Origin of the sequence: Pseudophaeobacter sp., from assembly GCF_039971195.1 — a bacterium.
Lineage (GTDB): Bacteria > Pseudomonadota > Alphaproteobacteria > Rhodobacterales > Rhodobacteraceae > Pseudophaeobacter.
Genome location: NZ_JBDWPJ010000076.1, coordinates 1 through 17335, shown reverse-complemented (window position 1 = coordinate 17335; position 17335 = coordinate 1). Strand labels below are relative to the sequence as shown.

Here is a 17335-nt window from a genome sequence, read left to right as displayed (position 1 = left end):
TCGACAGCCCCGAGGCGCTGGAATTTGTCACCCGCCGCGCCCAGGCCGACGCGCCTGTGCATGTTCTGCCCATGGCGGCCCTGACCAAAGAGCGCGCCGGGCGCGAGATGACAGAAATCGGCTTTTTGCAGGATGCCGGCGCCGTAGCCTTTTCCGATTGCGATCATGTGGTCAGCAATACCAAGGTGTTCTCCCGCGCGCTTACCTATGCGCGCTCTTGCGGAGCGCTGGTGATTGCCCATCCGCAGGAACCCCTGCTGAGCGCCGGAGCTGCTGCCACATCCGGCAAGTTTGCCGCCCTGCGGGGGCTGCCTGCGGTCTCTCCCATGGCGGAACGCATGGGGCTGGATCGCGACATTGCGCTGTTGGAAATGACCGGTGCCAAATATCACGCCGATCAGATCACCACGGCCCGCGCCCTGCCCGCGCTGGAACGGGCCAAGAAGAATGGCCTGGATATTACTGCCGGCACCTCGATCCACCATCTGACCCTGAATGAGCTGGACGTGGCCGACTACCGGACCTTCTTTAAGGTAAAACCGCCGCTGCGCTCAGAAGAGGACCGTCTGGCGGTGGCCGAAGCGGTGCGCTCTGGGCTGATTGATATCATTTCTTCGATGCATACGCCGCAGGACGAAGAGAGCAAGCGCCTGCCCTTTGAAGAAGCCGCCGCCGGTGCGGTGGCGCTGGAGACCCTGCTGCCTGCCGCCATGCGGCTCTATCATGCTGAGCTTTTGGATCTGCCGACGCTGTTCCGGGCCATGGCGCTGAATCCGGCAAAACGGCTGGGGCTGCAATCTGGCCGGCTGAGCGCCGGCGCGCCAGCCGATCTGGTGCTGTTTGATCCGGATATGCCCTTTGTGATGGATCGGTTCCAGCTGAAGTCCAAATCGCAAAATACGCCCTATGACACCCAGCGCATGCAGGGCAGAGTGCTGGCAACCTATGTTACCGGCGCAGCCGTTTACCGGAGAGATTGATGCCCCTGATTGAAAATACCGCCGCCATTCTGATGCTCTGGGCCGTGATTGGCTATCTGTTGGGCTCGATCCCCTTTGGTCTGGTGCTGACCAGGGTGATGGGCCTGGGCAACCTGCGCGAAATTGGGTCTGGCAATATCGGCACCACCAATGTGCTGCGCACCGGCAGCAAGGCCGCCGCGGCAGCGACATTGATCCTGGATGGCGGTAAGGGCGCGGCGGCGGTGCTTCTGGCGCGTTTTCTGGCCGGCGAAGATGCCGCGCAGCTGGCAGGTCTCACAGCTTTCCTCGGTCATTGCTTTCCGGTCTGGTTGAAGTTCCAGGGAGGCAAGGGGGTCGCGACCTTCCTTGGGCTGATGCTGGCGCTGGCCTGGCCGGTTGGCATTGCCTGCTGCCTCACCTGGGTGGCCACGGCTGCCATTGGCCGGATCTCATCACTCAGCGCCCTGGTTGCGGCGCTGGCAGCACCGCTTTGGGCCTATTTGCTGAATGCGCCCGCCACCATTGCGCTTGCCATTTTGTTGGGAGCAATCGTGTTCTGGCGCCACAGCGCCAATATCAGCCGCCTTCTGGCTGGGACCGAGCCCCGTATCGGGCAAAAATAACGGCCCCGCCCAGCCCCGGCGACAACAGCCGGGTAAACAGGGCGCGCGCCGCAAGAGCGTTTTGCGAATGATCCCCTAGGGAATGAGCCGTTCCAGCGCCTTGCCATTGGCCCAGGTGCCGTGCAGCTCACCGCTGGGCATGCGGATATAGACCACCGGATAGGTGTCGCCCCAGTTCACCCAGATCACATCGCCGCTGCGGGTGCCGCTGCCGGAATAGTTTTGATTGCCAACCTGCCATTTGACCAAAAGCACGCCTTTGCTTTCAAAGATCTGCACGCTGCCCTTATAGGCGCTGCCATCGGGGTTACGGCCTTCGGCGCGGTAGCTGCCCGCGACACCCTGGGCGCTGGCCACAGTCGCCACTGAGATAAAAGATGCCGCCAGACCAGCTGTCAGCCCTGCAATCAGGCTACGGCGGGTTAATAATTTACCCATCTGAATTCCTCCTAAACAATGGCCCACTGTGCCCCGTCCCGGCCAGCCTGTCAGCCCAAATCAACGCCTCCCCTGATTGTGATGGCGTAGCTCTGCGCATCTGCGCACAGAGGCTCTGGGCAACTGCGCAATCAAAAACAGTTTGATTGAACGTGATCGCCCCCGTCTCCACATCGATTTCGTGATGGCCAGACAGGCCTCGCTCAAACTCGAAAACGCACCGGCCAGCCGTCAATACCTCCCTGGCCGGATAGGAAAAGGACTAGACCCATGAACACATTCAAAACTCTGCTGAGCGGTGTGGCGCTTTCGGTTGCAATGGCAACTTCGGCCCTGGCGGCTGGCGTCGAACTCAACGCCTCCTCCACCGGCCTCGCAATGCAGGGCTATGACCCCGTCGCCTATTTCACCGACGGCGCCCCCGCCAAGGGCAGCTATAAGATCACAACTGTTTTTAATGACGCGACCTACCGCTTTGCTTCGGAAGAGCACAAAGCGCAGTTTGAGGCCAACCCCGAAGCATACCTGCCCGCCTATGGCGGCTACTGCGCCTTTGGCACCGCCATGGGCTTCAAGTTCGACGGCGACCCAACATACTGGAAAATCGTCGACAACACACTCTACCTGAACCTGTCCAAGGACATTCAGGAACGCTGGGAAGGCAATATCCCCGGTTTTGTCCAGGACGCCAACGGCCACTGGGAAAACATCGCTGATGTAGAGCCTGCGGCCCTGCAGCAGTAAGCACAGCGCAGGACTGACCTGAGCTTGTAAAACAAGACCCGGCGGAGCCCCTTGGCGTCGCCGGGTTTTCTTATCTTTGCCTCGGCTACCGTTTAGCCAGCTCTTCGATGGCCTCAGCCGTGCGTTTGGTGTTGTGGTACACGCCCAGGAAAAGATACATCATCCCTCCGACCATGATGGCATATATCGAGCCGCCAATTAGAATGCCCAGCGCAGGCAAGAGGCCACCGTTGGGGGCAGGCGCGACAAAAGCCACCCCAGTCCCGACCAATACACCGAGGCAGAGGAAGATCACAAAAACACCCACCAGCTTGTCAAAAAGTCCAATAAATATATCGCGCATTTCAATCTCCCTTTTTTACGCCCCCTATTTGTCACGCTCAAAAAACCGATCTGGCAAGAGAAAAACTTGACACGACTCGCCATTCATGAATTTCTGTCATTACAGAAATAACAGGATTTTTGAGATGAACCTCACCCCCGCGATGCAGAACTTCATTCTCCACTGGGGAGAGATGGGCTCCAAATGGGGGGTCAACCGATCCGTGGCACAGATCCATGCGCTGCTACACATCTCCCCCGATGCCATGACGGCGGATGAGATCTGCGAGACGCTCAATCTGGCGCGCTCCAATGTCTCTACCGGGCTGAAAGAGCTGCAAGCGCAAGGCCTGGTGAAAGCTTCTCGGCAGCTGGGCGACCGGCGCGATCACTTCACCTCAATCCGCGATATGTTTGATCTGGTGGATACGGTGATCAAGGCCCGGCGCGAGCGCGAATTTGCCCCCACCCTGCGGGCGCTGGACGCGGTGATGCAGGAGGCGGAATCCGACAAGACCCCCGCCGTGATCAAGGAGCGCATGGGGGAGACCCTGCGGGTGATGCAGATGTTTGATGACTGGTATGTGGATTTTGCCCGCCTGCCCCGGTCGGTGCATATGGCGGTGCTGAAACTTGGCACCAGGCTGGTGCGGTTCCTGCCCGGCGGCAAAGCCTCAGAATAGGCTTGAGCTGATTTGAACCGCGCCTGTAGCTAAATTTTTTGCGAGTGAGTTTCTCAAATGACAGAAATAACAAAACACAATCTGACCCACAAACGCTTCTTCCTCTGCCTGGCCTTGGCGCCAGTGCTGACCAATGTCTTCCTCATCCTTCTTGGCGGCGGAGCCGGGCTGCTTGTGAGTTCCGTGATCTCCCTGTTCCCCGCCACCAGCGCGAGCCTCGAAGGCGTCAAAACAGCCGCCCTTGTTTTGACCTTTGTATCGGGTTTTGCGGTGTTCTTTGGCTTTGTACAGTATTTCGTGTTTGGGGGCGCTGCTCTGTGGCTTCTGGCGCGCAACTCCCCTCTCAGCCCCCTGATCTCTGCGCTACTTCTCTTCGCGGTGAACCTGAGTGTGGCGGGCTTCCTCTATTGGACAGGCGACCAGCAGTTTGCCCTGCTCTGCCTCACCTATGGCTCCCTTTACGCCCCCCTTTGGGGCGCAGCCTGTGCCTGGCTCTATCACCGCAGCGGACAAACCAGAGGCTAGGCTCAGGTATTTTTTTGACAGGAGATTTCTCAAATGACAGAAGTATCAGAAAACCCCTACCTTCCTCACTCGTTGAAGCCGACTAAATGTGAAACTGCGCCAACCCTGGTTCTCTGGACCGACCTACTACCTCTTTCCGGTTGGCAAAAAATCGTGGAATTCAGCCTGCCTGTGCCATGGCTTATCCTCTCTTGGCTTCTTTATGCCTCCCCCTTCTGGCCCCTGGGGGCGCTGGCAAGCTTCATGTTTTTTCTTTGCGCCCTGCGGCTGAACCATGAGGCAATTCATGGCAATCTCGGCCTGCCAAGGCGCGCCGACATTGGTCTGTTGCACCTGCTCAGCGCAGTTATGGTGGGCTGCAACAGCTCCATCGCCTGGAGTCACATGCAGCACCACCGCCACGCCATGGGCCCCGGTGATCTAGAGGGGCACTGCGGCCATATGAGTGCGGCAGAGGTATTGCTCTACGGTCCCCGGTTTCCTTTGGATCTGATCCAACATTGCTGGCGCGATGGCGGGCGCAAGTGGCGGTTGCGTATGCTGGGTGATGGGCTCGGTGTCGTGCTGGCTCTTGGGCTGATCCTTTTGAGTGGTTGGAGTTTCCTTCTCCTGCATCTGTCTGCCATGGCATTGGCGCAATGCCTCACCGCATTCTTTGCCGTCTGGATCACCCATCAGGGCACCGCGCATAGTGGTCTTGCAGGGCGCAGTCAGCGCGGTGTGCTGGCGCGGCTGGCCTATCTGATGTTCTACCATCGCGAACACCACCTTTTTCCCAAGGTTCCGGTTAGCCGATTGCCGGATCTGGCGGCGCGGCTGGATACGCAAGTCCCCGGCTACTCGCAGGCACGCCAACCGGTCGTGCCCTGGCTAGACCGCGCACACTGACCCACCAGGAGGCCTAGCCACCCGCAAAACGTTTGTAGGCGCCGCAAGAAGAACGGAGGCAAGAAAAAGGGGCACCTAAGCGGCGCCCCCTTTTACCTGTCAGATCCAAAGCTTCAGCAACGAAAAATCAGTAGCTGTAATCGCCGTAGATCCGGGTGAGATCCCCACCCCAATCGCCGTGATAGCGCTCCAGCAGCTCATCGGCCGGCACTTTGCCACTGTCCAGACTGTCTTTCAGCGCATTGAGGAAATGGGTCTCATCCGGCACCAGCCCACCAGCACCGGGACGGGCGCGGTTTTTCAAACCTGCGTCCGAAATCGCCACCACTTCGCGGGCCAGCTCCTGCATCTTGATACCATTGACCTCGGCCTGCAGCCCCTCGCGCGAGGCAGCAACGCGCAGCCCCTCGCGGGTTTCGGCGTCCCAATGCTTGACCAGATCCCAGGCAGCATCCAGCGCGGTCTGATCATAGGTCAGCCCAACCCAGAAAGCGGGCAGCGCACAAAGCCGACGCCAGGGGCCCCCATCGGCGCCGCGCATCTCCATGTATTTCTTGATCCGCGCCTCCGGGAAGGCGGTGGTCAGATGATCCGCCCAATCCGACAGGGTTGGGGTTTCCCCAGGCAGGGCCGGCAGTTTTCCCTTCAGGAAGTCGCGAAAGGACATGCCCAGCGCGTTGATATATTCGCCATCCCGGTAGACAAAATACATCGGCACATCGAGCGCATATTGCACATAGGCTTCAAAGCCAAAGCCCTCGTCAAAGACAAAGGGCAACATACCGGTGCGGCTGTCATCCAGATGCCGCCAGATCTTGCTGCGCCAGCTCTTGTGGCCATTGGGCTTGCCCTCAAAGAAGGGTGAATTGGCAAAAAGCGCCGTGGCCACCGGCTGCAGCGCCAGGGCGACGCGCAGTTTCTGCACCATGTCGGCCTCGGAGCCAAAGTCAATATTGACCTGCACCGTGGTGGTGCGCCGCATCATATCGCGCCCCATGGTTCCGACCTTGGTCATATAGTCATTCATCAGCCGGTAGCGCCCCTTGGGCATCAAGGGCATCTGGTCATGGGACCAAATGGGCGCCGCGCCCAGGCCAATAAAGCCCACGCCGATCTTATCGGCGATCTCTTTCACCTCGCGCAGATGGGTATTCACCTCGTCGCAGGTCTCGTGAATGGTCTCCAGCGGGGCGCCAGACAGCTCTACCGCGCCGCCGGGTTCAAGACTGACATTGGCGCCGTCTTTTTCCAGCCCGATCAGATTGCCGCCCTCGGTGATAAGTGACCAGCCATAGCTGTCGCGCAGACCTTCCAGCACCGCCACAATCGAGCGCGTGCCTTCAAAGGGCAGCGGTTTCAGAGTGTCTTTGCAATAGCCGAACTTTTCATGCTCGGTCCCGATGCGCCAATCCGCGCGGGGCTTGCAGCCGCTGGCCAGATATTCGGCCAATTGTTCGTGGCGCTCAATGGGTCCGCCGCCGGACTGGGGAATGGACATGCCGGGCACTCCGTACCTGTTGGGTTGTCTTGGGAGATCAGTGGTGAGCGGAATCGCCACCAGTGTCAATGCAGCCTGTGATGCGCCGGGCGCGAAGGGCTGCGTTCCCAGATCACGACCTGGTGAGGCCCCTGACGGCGCAGCTCTGCAAGCATCCGCTCGGTCCTGAGGCCGGGCAATGCGGCAAAGACATCAAACAGCGCCTCATGGCCTGTCGCATTTACCGGGATCTCCAAGGGCCCCTGCCCCTCCTGCTCCAGCACCCAATGAGGGGGTTTGGCGGTGTGATCCAGACGCAGGCGCTGCAATTCCGAGGCCGCCACGGCGCCACCGGTCAGCGGACCAAAATAGGCAATCTGCCCCTCATCCACCCGCACCACACCGGGACCATCAGTGCCAAGGCGAAACCGCAGCCGCTGGGCGCCGACGACGGCAATGATCAGGCTGACCATGATCAAGGCCCAGCCAGTGACCTCGGTCACCCCATGGGAGGTAAAGGCCCATTTCAGCCCCACCAGCAGCATCAACGCAGCAACAATTAGCTCGCGCCAGCGCCAAAGCGCATCGCGGGCCTCGGGACGAATGAAGCTCATGATCTCTCTCCCAGTTCGCTCTTTCCTAAGGTGAGGCCTAGAACCAGTTTTACAATATGGTTACAGCGAGACTGGCTCAAAATAAAAATTTATCCCATAGGTCACCAACTTCAAGTTGGGCACAGCGCGTGATGCTGCGATCGTGCGCTTATCAAATGCGTTTGCCACAATAACTCCACGCACGTCCTCAAATTCACCTTCCTCTATGATGTCACCCATATAACCCAAGGTTTGGCCAACCACACGCGCATCGGTTTTTCCGGATTTCAACTCAATCACAACGGCCTGCCCGGCCCGATCCACACACAAAATATCAATAAAACCAGATTCGACAGAACGCTCGACGCCTTCGTCTGCTATCCTCAAACCCTCCTCTAGATCACTGATCTTTGCACGCAAAGCTGCCTGCATATCCCGCTCCAATGCAAAACGCTGCCTGTCTTGTTGACCCTCATCTGAAATAGTAGAATTTGAGGAAAGCCCGCTGTCATTTTCAGGAGCATATCCATCTTGCAAGAAACGAGCATAACGCTTGATAGCCCCTTTTAGAGACTGAAGCCTTGTATACGTCCGCCCGGTGAAATCGACTTCGTAGGGTTAGCACGCCCATTTCTTTCGTCAGCAAGGGTATATGTGAACTTTTCAACAAGCGGCTCCAAGCCACTTGCTTCAACCAAAGCATCTAACTCGCCATAGTATTTTTCGATCTGACGAACATGAGACACCTGCGTGTTGCAAGTGTTCTCATTGTACCCCTGAGCTGCCAACCAGCAATTGTACTCATTTCGCACTTCAATACCTCCCAAGTATCACCAATCTCCCAGTGTCTGTTGCCACAGGGTCATGGCTGCCACGGCGGCGGTATCCGCCCGCAGGATACGCGGCCCAAGGCTGACCACATGGGCCTGCTCCATCGCGTGCAAGCGTTTGCGTTCCTTGTCGGAGAACCCGCCTTCGGGGCCGATGAGAATGGCCCAGGGCTGTGATGATAGAGGATCGACCAGTTCGCCTGCGGACCGGTCAGCGCCGGTCCCGCCCCCCAGGGCGTTGCCCTGTGCTACATCCAGAAACAACCGCTGGCCAACCTCGGCCTCGTCGCAGAACATCAGCTGGCGCTCGGCGGGCCAGTGATCCAGCATTTGCGAGAGCTTTTGCAGATCCGAAACCTCGGGCACATAGGTGCCGCCGCATTGCTCGGCGGCCTCAACCGCATGGGCCTGCAGCCGGTCCTGCCGGATGCGTTCGGAATTGGTGTACTCCGTGCCCACCGGCAGAATGCGGGCGGCGCCCATCTCGGCGGCTTTTTCAACGATAAAATCAGTGCGGGCCTTTTTGATCGGCGCAAAGATCAGCCACAGATCAGGCGGCATCTGCAGGGGCTTGCTTTGCTCTCGACATGTCAGGGTGCCGCCGCGCTTGCCGGCCTCGGTCACCTCGGCCTGCCATTCGCCATCGACACCGTTGAACAGCGCCACCGTCCCGCCCAGGCGCTGCCGCATCACCCCAAAGAGGTAATGCGCCTGATCCTTCTCCAGAGGAATGGATTGCCCTGCCCCCAAGGGGTGATCTACATACAGTCTGATTTTTGCACTCATGAGGCCCTACATATGCAAGGTGATGCGCCAAAGCCAGATGGTCAGGTCGCGGATGCGGTCAAAGACAACTGGGTTGATCAATATGCACCAGCCTGGAGCCGCCCCTATCTGCGCCTCAGCCGGGCGGACCGGCCGATTGGCACCTGGCTCTTGCTGATCCCCTGCTGGTGGGGGCTGGCGCTGGCAATCCTCTGGGATGGCTCCCCGCGCTGGGAGGATGCCTGGATTGCAGTGGCCTGCGCCCTGGGCGCCTGGCTGATGCGCGGCGCTGGTTGCACCTGGAATGATATCACCGATCGCAATTTTGACGGGGCGGTAGAACGCACCCGCTCGCGGCCCATTCCTTCGGGACAGGTCACCGTGCGCGGCGCCTTGGTCTGGATGGTGCTGCAGGCGCTGATCTCCTTTGGCATCTTGCTCACCTTTAACCCAATGGCCATTTCGATGGGGATCCTGGCGCTGTTTCCGGTGGCGATCTACCCCTTTGCCAAACGCTTTACTTGGTGGCCGCAGGTGTTTCTGGGGCTGGCTTTCAACTGGGGGGCGCTGTGGGCCTGGACCGCCCATACCGGGGCGCTGCACTGGCCGGCTGTAGCGCTCTATTTTGCCGGCATTAGCTGGACGCTGTATTACGACACCATCTATGCCCATCAGGACACCGAAGATGACGCGCTGATCGGGGTGAAATCCACCGCCCGGCTGTTTGGCAGCAATACCCCGGCCTGGCTGCGCCGCTTTATTGTCAGCACCGTCAGCCTGATGGCCTTTGCCATCATTCTGGCGCTGGATCTGGAAGAGAACTACTGGGCCCTGGGTGTGGCCCTGATCGGCCCCTGGGCCATGGGCTGGCATATGACCTGGCAATTGCGGATCTTTGACGCCGAAAACAACCAACGCCTGCTTCAGCTGTTCCGGCTCAACCGAGATACCGGCTTGATTCCGCTTATTTTCTTCATTCTGGCGGCCTTCCTTTGATTGAAACGCGCGGCGCAGACCTATACACAAGACGCAGTTTTTCCGGGGAATAACCACTTTATGCGCCTGTCAACGCTCTTGATCCCAACCCTGACCTTTGCAGCCGCCGCCGGCATCAGCCTGGTTGCGGCCAGTTTTGCCGTGACTGCGGTCGAGCAAAACAGCGAGACTGCGCTGCGCCGCGCCCTGGACGACGGCGATATGGGCTGGGCTGAGGTCACCTCGGATGGGCTGCGAGTGACCCTGCAGGGCACCGCCCCGGATGAGGCCACCCGCTTTGCCGCGCTGTCATTGGCAGGCGGCGTGGTAGATGCCACGCGGGTGATCGACGATATGTCCGTCACCCCCTCCAAGGGCATCGCGCCGCCCCGGTTCTCGGCTGAAATCCTGCGCAACAACAGCGGCATCTCCATCATCGGGCTGATCCCGGCTACTTCGCCCCGCGCCGATCTGGTGAAAGAGCTGAACGGGTTGAGCGATGCAGGCCAGGTGGCCGATCTGCTGGAAACCGCGCGCTATCCGGCCCCGAAAGGCTGGGCCACGGCTCTGCGCTATGCGATTTCGGCGCTGGAGCTGCTGCCGCGGGCCAAAATCTCGGTCGATGCCAGCACCGTCAAGATCACCACCATGGCGGAGTCTGCAGCGGCAAAGGATGTGCTGCAGGACCGGCTTGCCCGTATGGCGCCGCCGGAATTGCATCTGGTGCTGGATATTGTCGCCGCGCGTCCGGTAATCACTCCCTTTACCCTGCGATTTCTGATTGGCGAAAGCGGCGCACGCTTTGATGCCTGTTCTGCGGAAAGCGCCGAAAGCCGCGCCTATATCCTCAGCGCCGCCCGCGCCGCCGGACTTGAAGGTCAGGCCGACTGTGTGATCGGCATGGGTGTGCCCTCTCCCAATTGGTCCCGCGCCAGCGCCCTGAGCATTGCCAGCCTTGCCGCTCTGGGTCAGGGCACGGTCACCATCGCCAATGCCGATATCACCCTGGTCGCAGCCGAAGGCACCGCCCCGGCGCTGTTTGACAAGGTGGTGGGCGAGCTGGAGAACACTCTGCCAGAGGTCTTTGCCCTGCATGCGGTACTGCCGGTTCCAGCCAGCGACGCCAGCGCCGGGCCGCCAGAATTCACCGCCACCCTCAGCCCCGAAGGCCAGGTGCAGTTGCGCGGTCGGATCAGTGATGACGTGTCGCGCGATATCACCAGCAGCTACGCCAAGGCACGGTTTGGCGCCGATCAGGTCCATACCGCCACCCGCGTGGTTGCCGATCTGCCCAGCGACTGGCCGGTGCGGGTTCTCGCCGGGCTCGAGGCGCTGTCGCATCTGCAGCGCGGTTCGGTCACTGTGACCCCGGACAATCTGCAGCTGCGCGGCATGAGCCACCAAGAGGACACTCTGTCGGTGGTCTCTGGGTTTCTGGCCGCCAAACTTGGCGAGGCAGAAAGCTATGAGCTGGCCATCACCTATGAGGAACCACCGGCGCCAAAGGACCAACCGCTGAGCGCCGAGCTCTGCGCCACACAGCTGGCAGGCGCCCAGGAAAACACTGGCAAGATCAGCTTTGAGCCAGGCTCTGCCACCGTGGCAGCAGGCAGCAGTGCGGTCTTGGATCACGTCGCGACGATTTTGGAAAAATGCGGCCCGGTGCGGTTGGAGATCCAAGGCCATACCGACAGTCAGGGTCGTGAGGGCATGAACCAGACGCTAAGCCAGTCACGGGCGCAGTCGATCCTCAACGAGCTGCGCGCCCGGCGCATTCGCACCGCCGCATTCATCGCCACCGGCTATGGTGAAAGTCAGCCCATCGCCTCCAATGACAGCGAAGAGGGCCGCGAGGCCAACCGGCGGATCGAGTTCCGCCTGATCCTGCCCGAAACCACATCTGAGGGTGAAACCACCCTGGAAGAGGCCGCCACCGCTGCGGCGCAGACTAGTGCAGAAGCCAGTGACGGTGCCAATGCCAGTGACGATGCAGAAGAGAATGATACAGGTGCGCAAGGTGCCGCAGAGACCACAGAACAGGAGACCACAGGACAATGAACAGAGCTGAGTTCATCCTCACCACCGCAATCATCCTGTTTGCCGCCTTTGCCATGGGCTGGTTTGCCAATTGGCTGGTGCACCGCTTTACCCGCGTCCGGCAAAGCGACGTGGCCGATCTGGACCGGATGAGCCAGGAGTTGCACGAAGCGGAGGAAACCCGTGATCAGGCGATCACCTATCTGCAGCAACGCGAGGCCGAGCTGTCAAACCAGTTGACCCAGACCGAGGCAGAGCTGCGCGCTGCCATGGACGGACTGCGTGATGCCCGCCGCGAAGCGGAAGAATTGCGCAGCTACCTGCAGCAAGAATAAACCCAGCCGCGGCCCTCTGGTCTCGTCACGCGCAAGGGGGGGGGGCTCCCGCGCCCTCAGCCTGGCACAGCCAGTCCGAAAGGCCTTGGGCCCAGCGCCGCACCTGCGGCGCGGCGCTGCACCGCGAACCGACAGGTTTTCTCAAATCGAGGTGATGGTCATTGTTCTGCCAGACCCCCACCCGCAGGTGAAACCGCAGCGCGCCCTCGGCGCGCTGCCCGGCCCAACTGAGCGGTAACATTCTTTGAATGTTGCCAAAACAGGCGGGAGCGCTCCCTGTTGCTGGATGATCCCCTTGGTGAGGACATCCCCCCTCTCGCCGCTTGAACAGCAGGCCAGGCTACCAGCGAGGCAGGGCTACCAGCGGGTCAGCGCGTCTTCATCCTCGGGCTTGGCGGCCACCCAATCGGCGCCGCCATCTGTGAGGATTTCTTTTTTCCAAAAGGGCGCGCGGGATTTTAGATAGTCCATCAGAAACTCAGCCGCCTCAAAGGCGTCTTTGCGATGACGTGCCGCCGTGGCCACCATCATGATCCGCTCTCCCGGCGCCAACCGGCCATATCGGTGGATCACCAGCGCATCCTCCAGCGACCAGCGCGCCTTGGCCTCGATTGCAATAGCTTCCAACGCCTTTTCGGTCATTGCCGGGTAATGCTCGATCTCCATCGCCACAAGCCCGCCAGCATCGGCGTCCCGTACCACGCCGGTAAAGGTGACAATCGCCCCGGATCCCGCAACTCCGGCGGCAAAGGCGTCGCTTTCTGCACCCAGGTCAAAGCCTGCCTCCTGTACCCGAACCTGCATCCGCCTAGCCTCCGGTCATCGGCGGGAAAAAGGCCACTTCGCGCACGCCCGCAAGCGGGGCGTCAAAATCTGAAAGCTCCTGGTCCAGCGCCACCCGCAGGGCGGAAAGATCGGCAAAGGCCGCAGCATAGCGCTCTTCGCGCGCGACAAGCTCTGCCACCAGATCCGCCACAGTGGCTGCCTTGGTTTCCACCTCTTCGCGCGGCACACCGATGCGTTCGCGCACCCAGGCAAAATAGACAACATCCATCAGTTGCTCTCCTTCAGGTGTGGCCAGGCCTTGCGCATGTAATCCGCGCCGGTGATCAGGGTCAGAGCCGCCGCGATCCACAACAGCCAGAGCCCGATCCGCCCGGTCCAGAACATTCCCTGCAATTTCCAGCGCAGCCCGTTCACATCCTCTTCCTGACCGGAAAGAATAGCCTCCACCAGTGCCTGGTCCATGCCAATGGAAGACATCACCAGATAGTGTTCAAACACACCCTGAGAGAACAGCGTGGCGATGGCCACCATCTGGGCCGTGGTTTTCCACTTGGCCAGATTTGTCACCTTCAGGGTGCCAGCGGTGTCGCCCAGGAATTCGCGCAGCCCAGAGACAAAGACCTCGCGGAACAGGATCACCGTGGCGGGCAGCACCAGCCAGGGGGTCCAATGTTCATCGGCATAGCCCACCAGGATCATCAGCGCGATCACCACCATGGCCTTATCCGCAATCGGATCCAGCATTGCCCCCATTTTGGTTTCCTGCTGCCAGGCGCGTGCCAGATAGCCGTCAAACCAATCAGTAATGGCGGCGCCAACAAAGAGGATCAGCGCAAACCAATCCGCCAGGGGGCGTGCAAAATAGAGAAACATAATGGCGAGACCCGGTGCCGCCAGCAGGCGCACCACGGTCAGGATATTGGGCAGAGTCCATTTCATGCGCCGGACCCTACAATGCACATCCAAAACATAAAAGGCGCTTGCAACATTTTCCCATTCAAAGGGTGATGACGAAACCTGGATCGCCCGGGCTCTCTCCCAGAAATGGTCCCGATGAGCGTTACAAAACCCAAATTTCACGGGTTGGCGCGAGGAACAGCGCGTGATTCAGATCATCCTCCTCCAGGAACCTCCGCGGCGCCTTTCTGCCTTCAAAAACAGGTAGATCCAAAGTGGCATCAAGCGAGAGCTCACTGCCATTATCAAACCCCAGGTGCAAAGAATGGGGCTGCACGTCAAGACGCACAATCTGTGCTCCCAGAATCTGGGGGCTTAAGCGATCACCCTCATCATCAATCCAGGGTTTGGGCCTGCCGTGTTCCTCACAGAACCAGCCCTCAATTAGGACACCGTCAAAACGAAGCCAGGCTGCGGCGCCGCTAAGTGCAATAACGAACCAATCCTGCCCAAGCCGAAGCCCAAAGAAGCCTTCGCCACCCATGCCGTAGGATCCGAGCTCCGTCGAAATCTCCTCAACGGGTTTTCCCGCAAGAATATCAAGAGTGAGCGGTACGGGAACCAGAGGAATCAGCTCATGTTTTGGCCCTAGGCCTGTCGCAATTTCGGGTCCAAATGGGCGCGTGGAATCGGGGATCTTCAATTCATAGCGCAAGGAAGAACTGGGCTCAGCGGCATTCATGAAACGACGCGTTTCCCATTTCAGGATCTGGTCAGAAAAGGGAATTTTTCCGTCAAGGGCCTTCCTAGTGATCATATTTCGAAATCGTTGCATGCTTTCGCCCGCCACCTGGTGAAACCCAGACGTCAGTATGGCCGGGCGATCCAATGGGGTAAGCACCCTTTTAAGCCGTCCTGAAGCGCTGAATACACTCCGGTTCACGCTTCCATGTAGGTTTCATTTTCAATTTTGCCCATGGAAGAAATCATAAATCGTCTCCGCCAGCGCATTGGAGATCCCGTCCACCGCCTTGAGGTCCAGCAGATCGGCGCGGCTGACGGCCTTGGCGCTGCCAAAATGTTTCAGCAGGGCGCGTTTGCGCCCCGCACCAACGCCCGGCACCTCATCCAGCGGCGTGGCCCCGACCGCCTTGGCCCTCTTGGCGCGATGGGTACCGATGGCAAACCTATGGGCCTCATCGCGCATGCGCTGGACAAAATACAGCACCGGGTCATTGCGTTGCAGCGCAAAGGCACTCTCGCCCAACCGGTGGAACTCTTCCTTGCCATGATCCCGGTCCACGCCCTTGGCGACCCCCACCATGGGAATGTCCTCGACGCCATGTTCCGCCATGATTTCCGCCACCGCCGAGACCTGCCCGGCGCCGCCATCGATCAGCAGCAGATCCGGCCAGAGCCCCTTGTCGCGGTCGGGATCTTCTTTCTTCAGCCGTGAAAAGCGCCGGTTCAGCACCTCCTTCATCATGCCAAAGTCATCGCCGGGCACCAGATCATCGCCCTTGATGTTGAACTTGCGATAGGCGTTTTTCATAAAGCCCTCGGGGCCGGCCACAATCATGCCCCCCACCGCATTGGTGCCCTGGATATGCGAGTTGTCATAGACCTCGATCCGCTGCGGCGGTCCCGCCAGACCAAAGGCCTCTGCCAACCCTTTGAGCAGCTTGGCCTGGGTGGCGCTTTCGGCCATGCGCCGGGCCAGACTTTCGCGGGCATTGCGCACCGCACCAGCCACCAACTCGGTCTTTTCGCCGCGTAGCGGCACAAGGATTTCCACCTTGCGCTCCGCTTTGCCACTCAGCGCCCCCTCCATCAGATCGGTGTTTTCAATCGCATCCGACAGGATCAGCTGCTTTGGCGGTTCCTTATTGTCGTAGAACTGCCCCAGGAAGGCCTCCATCACCTCTGCCGGGCTCATGTCGGCATCGACACGGGGGTAGAAATCCTGATTGCCCCAGTTCTGGTTGGCGCGAATAAAGAACACCTGCACGCAGGCCTGACCGCCATCCATATGCAAGCCGATAATATCGGCCTCGGCCACGCCACGCGGGTTGATGCCCTGGCTCGACTGCACCTGGGTCAGCGCTTTGATCCGATCGCGCAACGCCGCAGCGCGTTCAAACTCCATCGCCTCCGAGGCCTTCATCATTTCAGCCGCCAGCTCCTCCTGGATCTTGGTCGACCGTCCGGCCAGAAAGCGTTCGGCGTCGCGCACCGCGAGGCCATATTCCTCTTCCGAGATCTCCCCGGTGCAGGGCGCTGAACAGCGTTTGATCTGATATTGCAGACAGGGCCGGCTGCGGCTTTCAAACATTGCATTGGAACAATCCCGCAGCAAAAAGGCCTTTTGCAGCTGATTGAGCGTCCGGTTCACCGCGCCAGCCCCGGCAAAGGGGCCAAAGTAGCTGCCCTTCTGCTTGCGCGCGCCGCGGTGCTTTTTCAGCTGGGCAAAGGCATGATCCTTGGCCACCAGAATGCTCGGGAAGCTTTTGTCATCGCGCAGCAGCACGTTGTATTTGGGCTTGAGCTGCTTGATCAGGTTCTGTTCCAGCAGCAGCGCCTCGGTCTCGGTCCGGGTGGTCAGGAACATCATGCTTGCGGTCAGCGCGATCATCCGCTCGATCCGGGGCGAATTGCCGGGCCGGGTATAGTTCGACACCCGCGCCTTGAGATTGCGCGCCTTGCCCACATAGAGCACCCGGCTCTCGCTATCGAGCATCCGGTAAACCCCCGGCGAGGCATCCAGGGTTTTGACATAATCCTGGATCACCCCATAGCCGGTCCGGGGCGCTTTGGGCTCGGCTGCAGGGGAATCGGTAGGGGAGGTCTGGGGCTGTTCGGGCATCTGATCTGTCATGCCCTCAGTGATATGATTCCCTGCGCCCGGCTGCAATGACCGCGGCCAAGGTTCAAGCCCCGAACAAATCCACGACCCCTGTGGATAAGCCTGAAGATATCTTTGGGCTATCCCCGGATTTCCCTTATTTCACGACGGATTTTCACTTTTGCTTAATATTTAGGCAGATTGGTAAGGTGCTGAATTAAAATAATAACTTTTTGCACACCTGTCAAGTTTCTGAAAACAAAGACTCTTTTGTAACGGATCTGTGACGGTAGCGTGAGAGGTGCACAACTTTCCCCTGGGTCACCCTTATGGCGCGTCATCCGCACGTTGGTTCACCCGGGTTCTGCCCAGCCCAGATGCTCGCCGCCATCGACGCAGATCAGCTGACCGGTCACCGCCTGCGCCGACAAAAGATAGCCAAGCGCCGCCGTGATATCCGCCGGGTTCACCCCGCGCTGCAAGGGGGTCGTGGCGCGCTGTTGGGCAAAATCCTCTGGGCTTTGGTGCACATTGGCCAGGGTCGGTCCCGGCCCAATCGCATTGATCCGGATCTTTGGTGCCAGCGCCTGGGCTGCGGTTTGGGTCAGGGTCCA

21 protein-coding genes are annotated in these 17335 nt (G+C 59.8%); 9 read left to right on the top strand and 12 right to left on the bottom strand.

Going from position 1 to position 17335, the window contains the following annotated elements; genetic code table 11:
• The coding region (locus ABJP42_RS06770) for an amidohydrolase family protein (RefSeq protein ID WP_348339563.1) at positions 1-980 on the top strand (980 nt) is incomplete at its 5' end.
• Complete coding sequence (gene plsY, locus ABJP42_RS06765) at positions 980-1585, top strand: glycerol-3-phosphate 1-O-acyltransferase PlsY (RefSeq protein ID WP_348339561.1); 606 nt, start codon at positions 980-982, stop codon at positions 1583-1585. The genes ABJP42_RS06770 and plsY, both read left to right, overlap by 1 nt.
• 75 nt (positions 1586-1660) lie before the next feature.
• On the opposite strand, the gene lfb1 is transcribed toward plsY, so the two are convergent.
• Positions 1661-2023 (bottom strand): LIC10280 family protein, encoded by a 363-nt coding sequence (lfb1, locus tag ABJP42_RS06760; RefSeq protein ID WP_348339559.1) that lies wholly within the window; start codon positions 2021-2023, stop codon positions 1661-1663.
• Between the two features lie 270 nt (positions 2024-2293).
• On the opposite strand from lfb1, the gene ABJP42_RS06755 reads away from it, so the two are divergent.
• A complete protein-coding gene (locus tag ABJP42_RS06755; protein WP_348339558.1) occupies positions 2294-2767 on the top strand; it encodes a YHS domain-containing (seleno)protein in 474 nt (157 codons plus the stop codon).
• An 85-nt stretch (positions 2768-2852) separates the two neighbouring features.
• On the opposite strand, the gene ABJP42_RS06750 is transcribed toward ABJP42_RS06755, so the two are convergent.
• On the bottom strand, positions 2853-3110 hold the full coding sequence (locus ABJP42_RS06750) for a hypothetical protein (RefSeq protein ID WP_348339556.1): 258 nt from the start codon (positions 3108-3110) through the stop codon (positions 2853-2855).
• 124 nt (positions 3111-3234) lie between these two features.
• Here ABJP42_RS06750 and ABJP42_RS06745 point away from each other — a divergent pair, with 124 nt between their 5' ends.
• From ABJP42_RS06745 to ABJP42_RS06735, 3 genes are read left to right on the top strand one after another with little or no spacing between them, the layout of a single operon-like run.
• Positions 3235-3771, top strand: coding sequence for a GbsR/MarR family transcriptional regulator (locus ABJP42_RS06745; RefSeq protein ID WP_348339555.1), 537 nt, complete (start codon positions 3235-3237; stop codon positions 3769-3771).
• A 57-nt stretch (positions 3772-3828) separates the two neighbouring features.
• Positions 3829-4296: a hypothetical protein gene (locus ABJP42_RS06740; protein ID WP_348339553.1), complete on the top strand. Its 468-nt coding sequence runs from the start codon at positions 3829-3831 to the stop codon at positions 4294-4296.
• A 33-nt stretch (positions 4297-4329) separates the two neighbouring features.
• On the top strand, positions 4330-5184 hold the full coding sequence (locus tag ABJP42_RS06735) for a fatty acid desaturase (RefSeq protein WP_348339551.1): 855 nt from the start codon (positions 4330-4332) through the stop codon (positions 5182-5184).
• 127 nt (positions 5185-5311) lie between these two features.
• Here ABJP42_RS06735 and ABJP42_RS06730 read toward each other — a convergent pair whose 3' ends face one another.
• The 4 genes from ABJP42_RS06730 to ABJP42_RS06715 all read right to left on the bottom strand — a co-directional run bounded on the left by ABJP42_RS06730 (position 5312) and on the right by ABJP42_RS06715 (position 8870).
• Positions 5312-6682 (bottom strand): glutamate--cysteine ligase, encoded by a 1371-nt coding sequence (locus ABJP42_RS06730; RefSeq protein WP_348339549.1) that lies wholly within the window; start codon positions 6680-6682, stop codon positions 5312-5314.
• 65 nt (positions 6683-6747) lie between these two features.
• A complete protein-coding gene (locus ABJP42_RS06725) occupies positions 6748-7275 on the bottom strand; it encodes a hypothetical protein (protein ID WP_348339547.1) in 528 nt (175 codons plus the stop codon).
• A 60-nt stretch (positions 7276-7335) separates the two neighbouring features.
• Positions 7336-7791, bottom strand: a complete 456-nt coding sequence (locus ABJP42_RS06720) for an endonuclease NucS domain-containing protein (RefSeq protein ID WP_348339545.1) — start codon at positions 7789-7791, stop codon at positions 7336-7338.
• Positions 7792-8084: 293 nt separating this feature from the next.
• Positions 8085-8870, bottom strand: coding sequence for a 16S rRNA (uracil(1498)-N(3))-methyltransferase (locus ABJP42_RS06715; RefSeq protein WP_348339543.1), 786 nt, complete (start codon positions 8868-8870; stop codon positions 8085-8087).
• 12 nt (positions 8871-8882) lie between these two features.
• Between ABJP42_RS06715 and ubiA the strand changes: the two genes are divergently transcribed.
• The 3 genes from ubiA to ABJP42_RS06700 are packed head-to-tail and all read left to right on the top strand — an operon-like array spanning position 8883 to position 12196.
• Entirely contained in the window at positions 8883-9845 is a 963-nt protein-coding gene (ubiA, locus tag ABJP42_RS06710; protein ID WP_348339542.1) for a 4-hydroxybenzoate octaprenyltransferase, read from the top strand.
• Between the two features lie 60 nt (positions 9846-9905).
• Complete coding sequence (locus tag ABJP42_RS06705; protein WP_348339540.1) at positions 9906-11882, top strand: OmpA family protein; 1977 nt, start codon at positions 9906-9908, stop codon at positions 11880-11882.
• Positions 11879-12196, top strand: a complete 318-nt coding sequence (locus ABJP42_RS06700; protein ID WP_348339538.1) for a hypothetical protein — start codon at positions 11879-11881, stop codon at positions 12194-12196. Before ABJP42_RS06705 ends, ABJP42_RS06700 begins: the two co-directional genes overlap by 4 nt.
• Positions 12197-12553: 357 nt before the next feature.
• Here ABJP42_RS06700 and ABJP42_RS06695 read toward each other — a convergent pair whose 3' ends face one another.
• The 6 genes from ABJP42_RS06695 to ABJP42_RS06670 all read right to left on the bottom strand — a co-directional run.
• Positions 12554-13000: a molybdenum cofactor biosynthesis protein MoaE gene (locus ABJP42_RS06695; RefSeq protein ID WP_348339536.1), complete on the bottom strand. Its 447-nt coding sequence runs from the start codon at positions 12998-13000 to the stop codon at positions 12554-12556.
• A gap of 4 nt (positions 13001-13004) precedes the next feature.
• A complete protein-coding gene (gene moaD, locus ABJP42_RS06690; protein ID WP_348339535.1) occupies positions 13005-13250 on the bottom strand; it encodes a molybdopterin converting factor subunit 1 in 246 nt (81 codons plus the stop codon).
• Positions 13250-13921 carry a CDP-diacylglycerol--glycerol-3-phosphate 3-phosphatidyltransferase gene (gene pgsA / locus ABJP42_RS06685; protein ID WP_348339533.1) on the bottom strand — a complete coding sequence of 224 codons (672 nt, stop codon included), beginning with the start codon at positions 13919-13921 and terminating at the stop codon, positions 13250-13252. The genes moaD and pgsA overlap by 1 nt, the downstream gene beginning before the upstream one ends.
• A gap of 121 nt (positions 13922-14042) precedes the next feature.
• The gene (locus tag ABJP42_RS06680) at positions 14043-14729 is read right to left on the bottom strand and encodes a hypothetical protein (RefSeq protein WP_348339532.1); all 687 of its coding nucleotides are present in this window, start codon (positions 14727-14729) and stop codon (positions 14043-14045) included.
• A gap of 114 nt (positions 14730-14843) precedes the next feature.
• Complete coding sequence (uvrC, locus tag ABJP42_RS06675; protein ID WP_348339530.1) at positions 14844-16754, bottom strand: excinuclease ABC subunit UvrC; 1911 nt, start codon at positions 16752-16754, stop codon at positions 14844-14846.
• 320 nt (positions 16755-17074) lie between these two features.
• Positions 17075-17335 (bottom strand): SDR family oxidoreductase (locus ABJP42_RS06670; protein ID WP_348339528.1); only part of this gene is annotated, 261 nt, incomplete at its 5' end.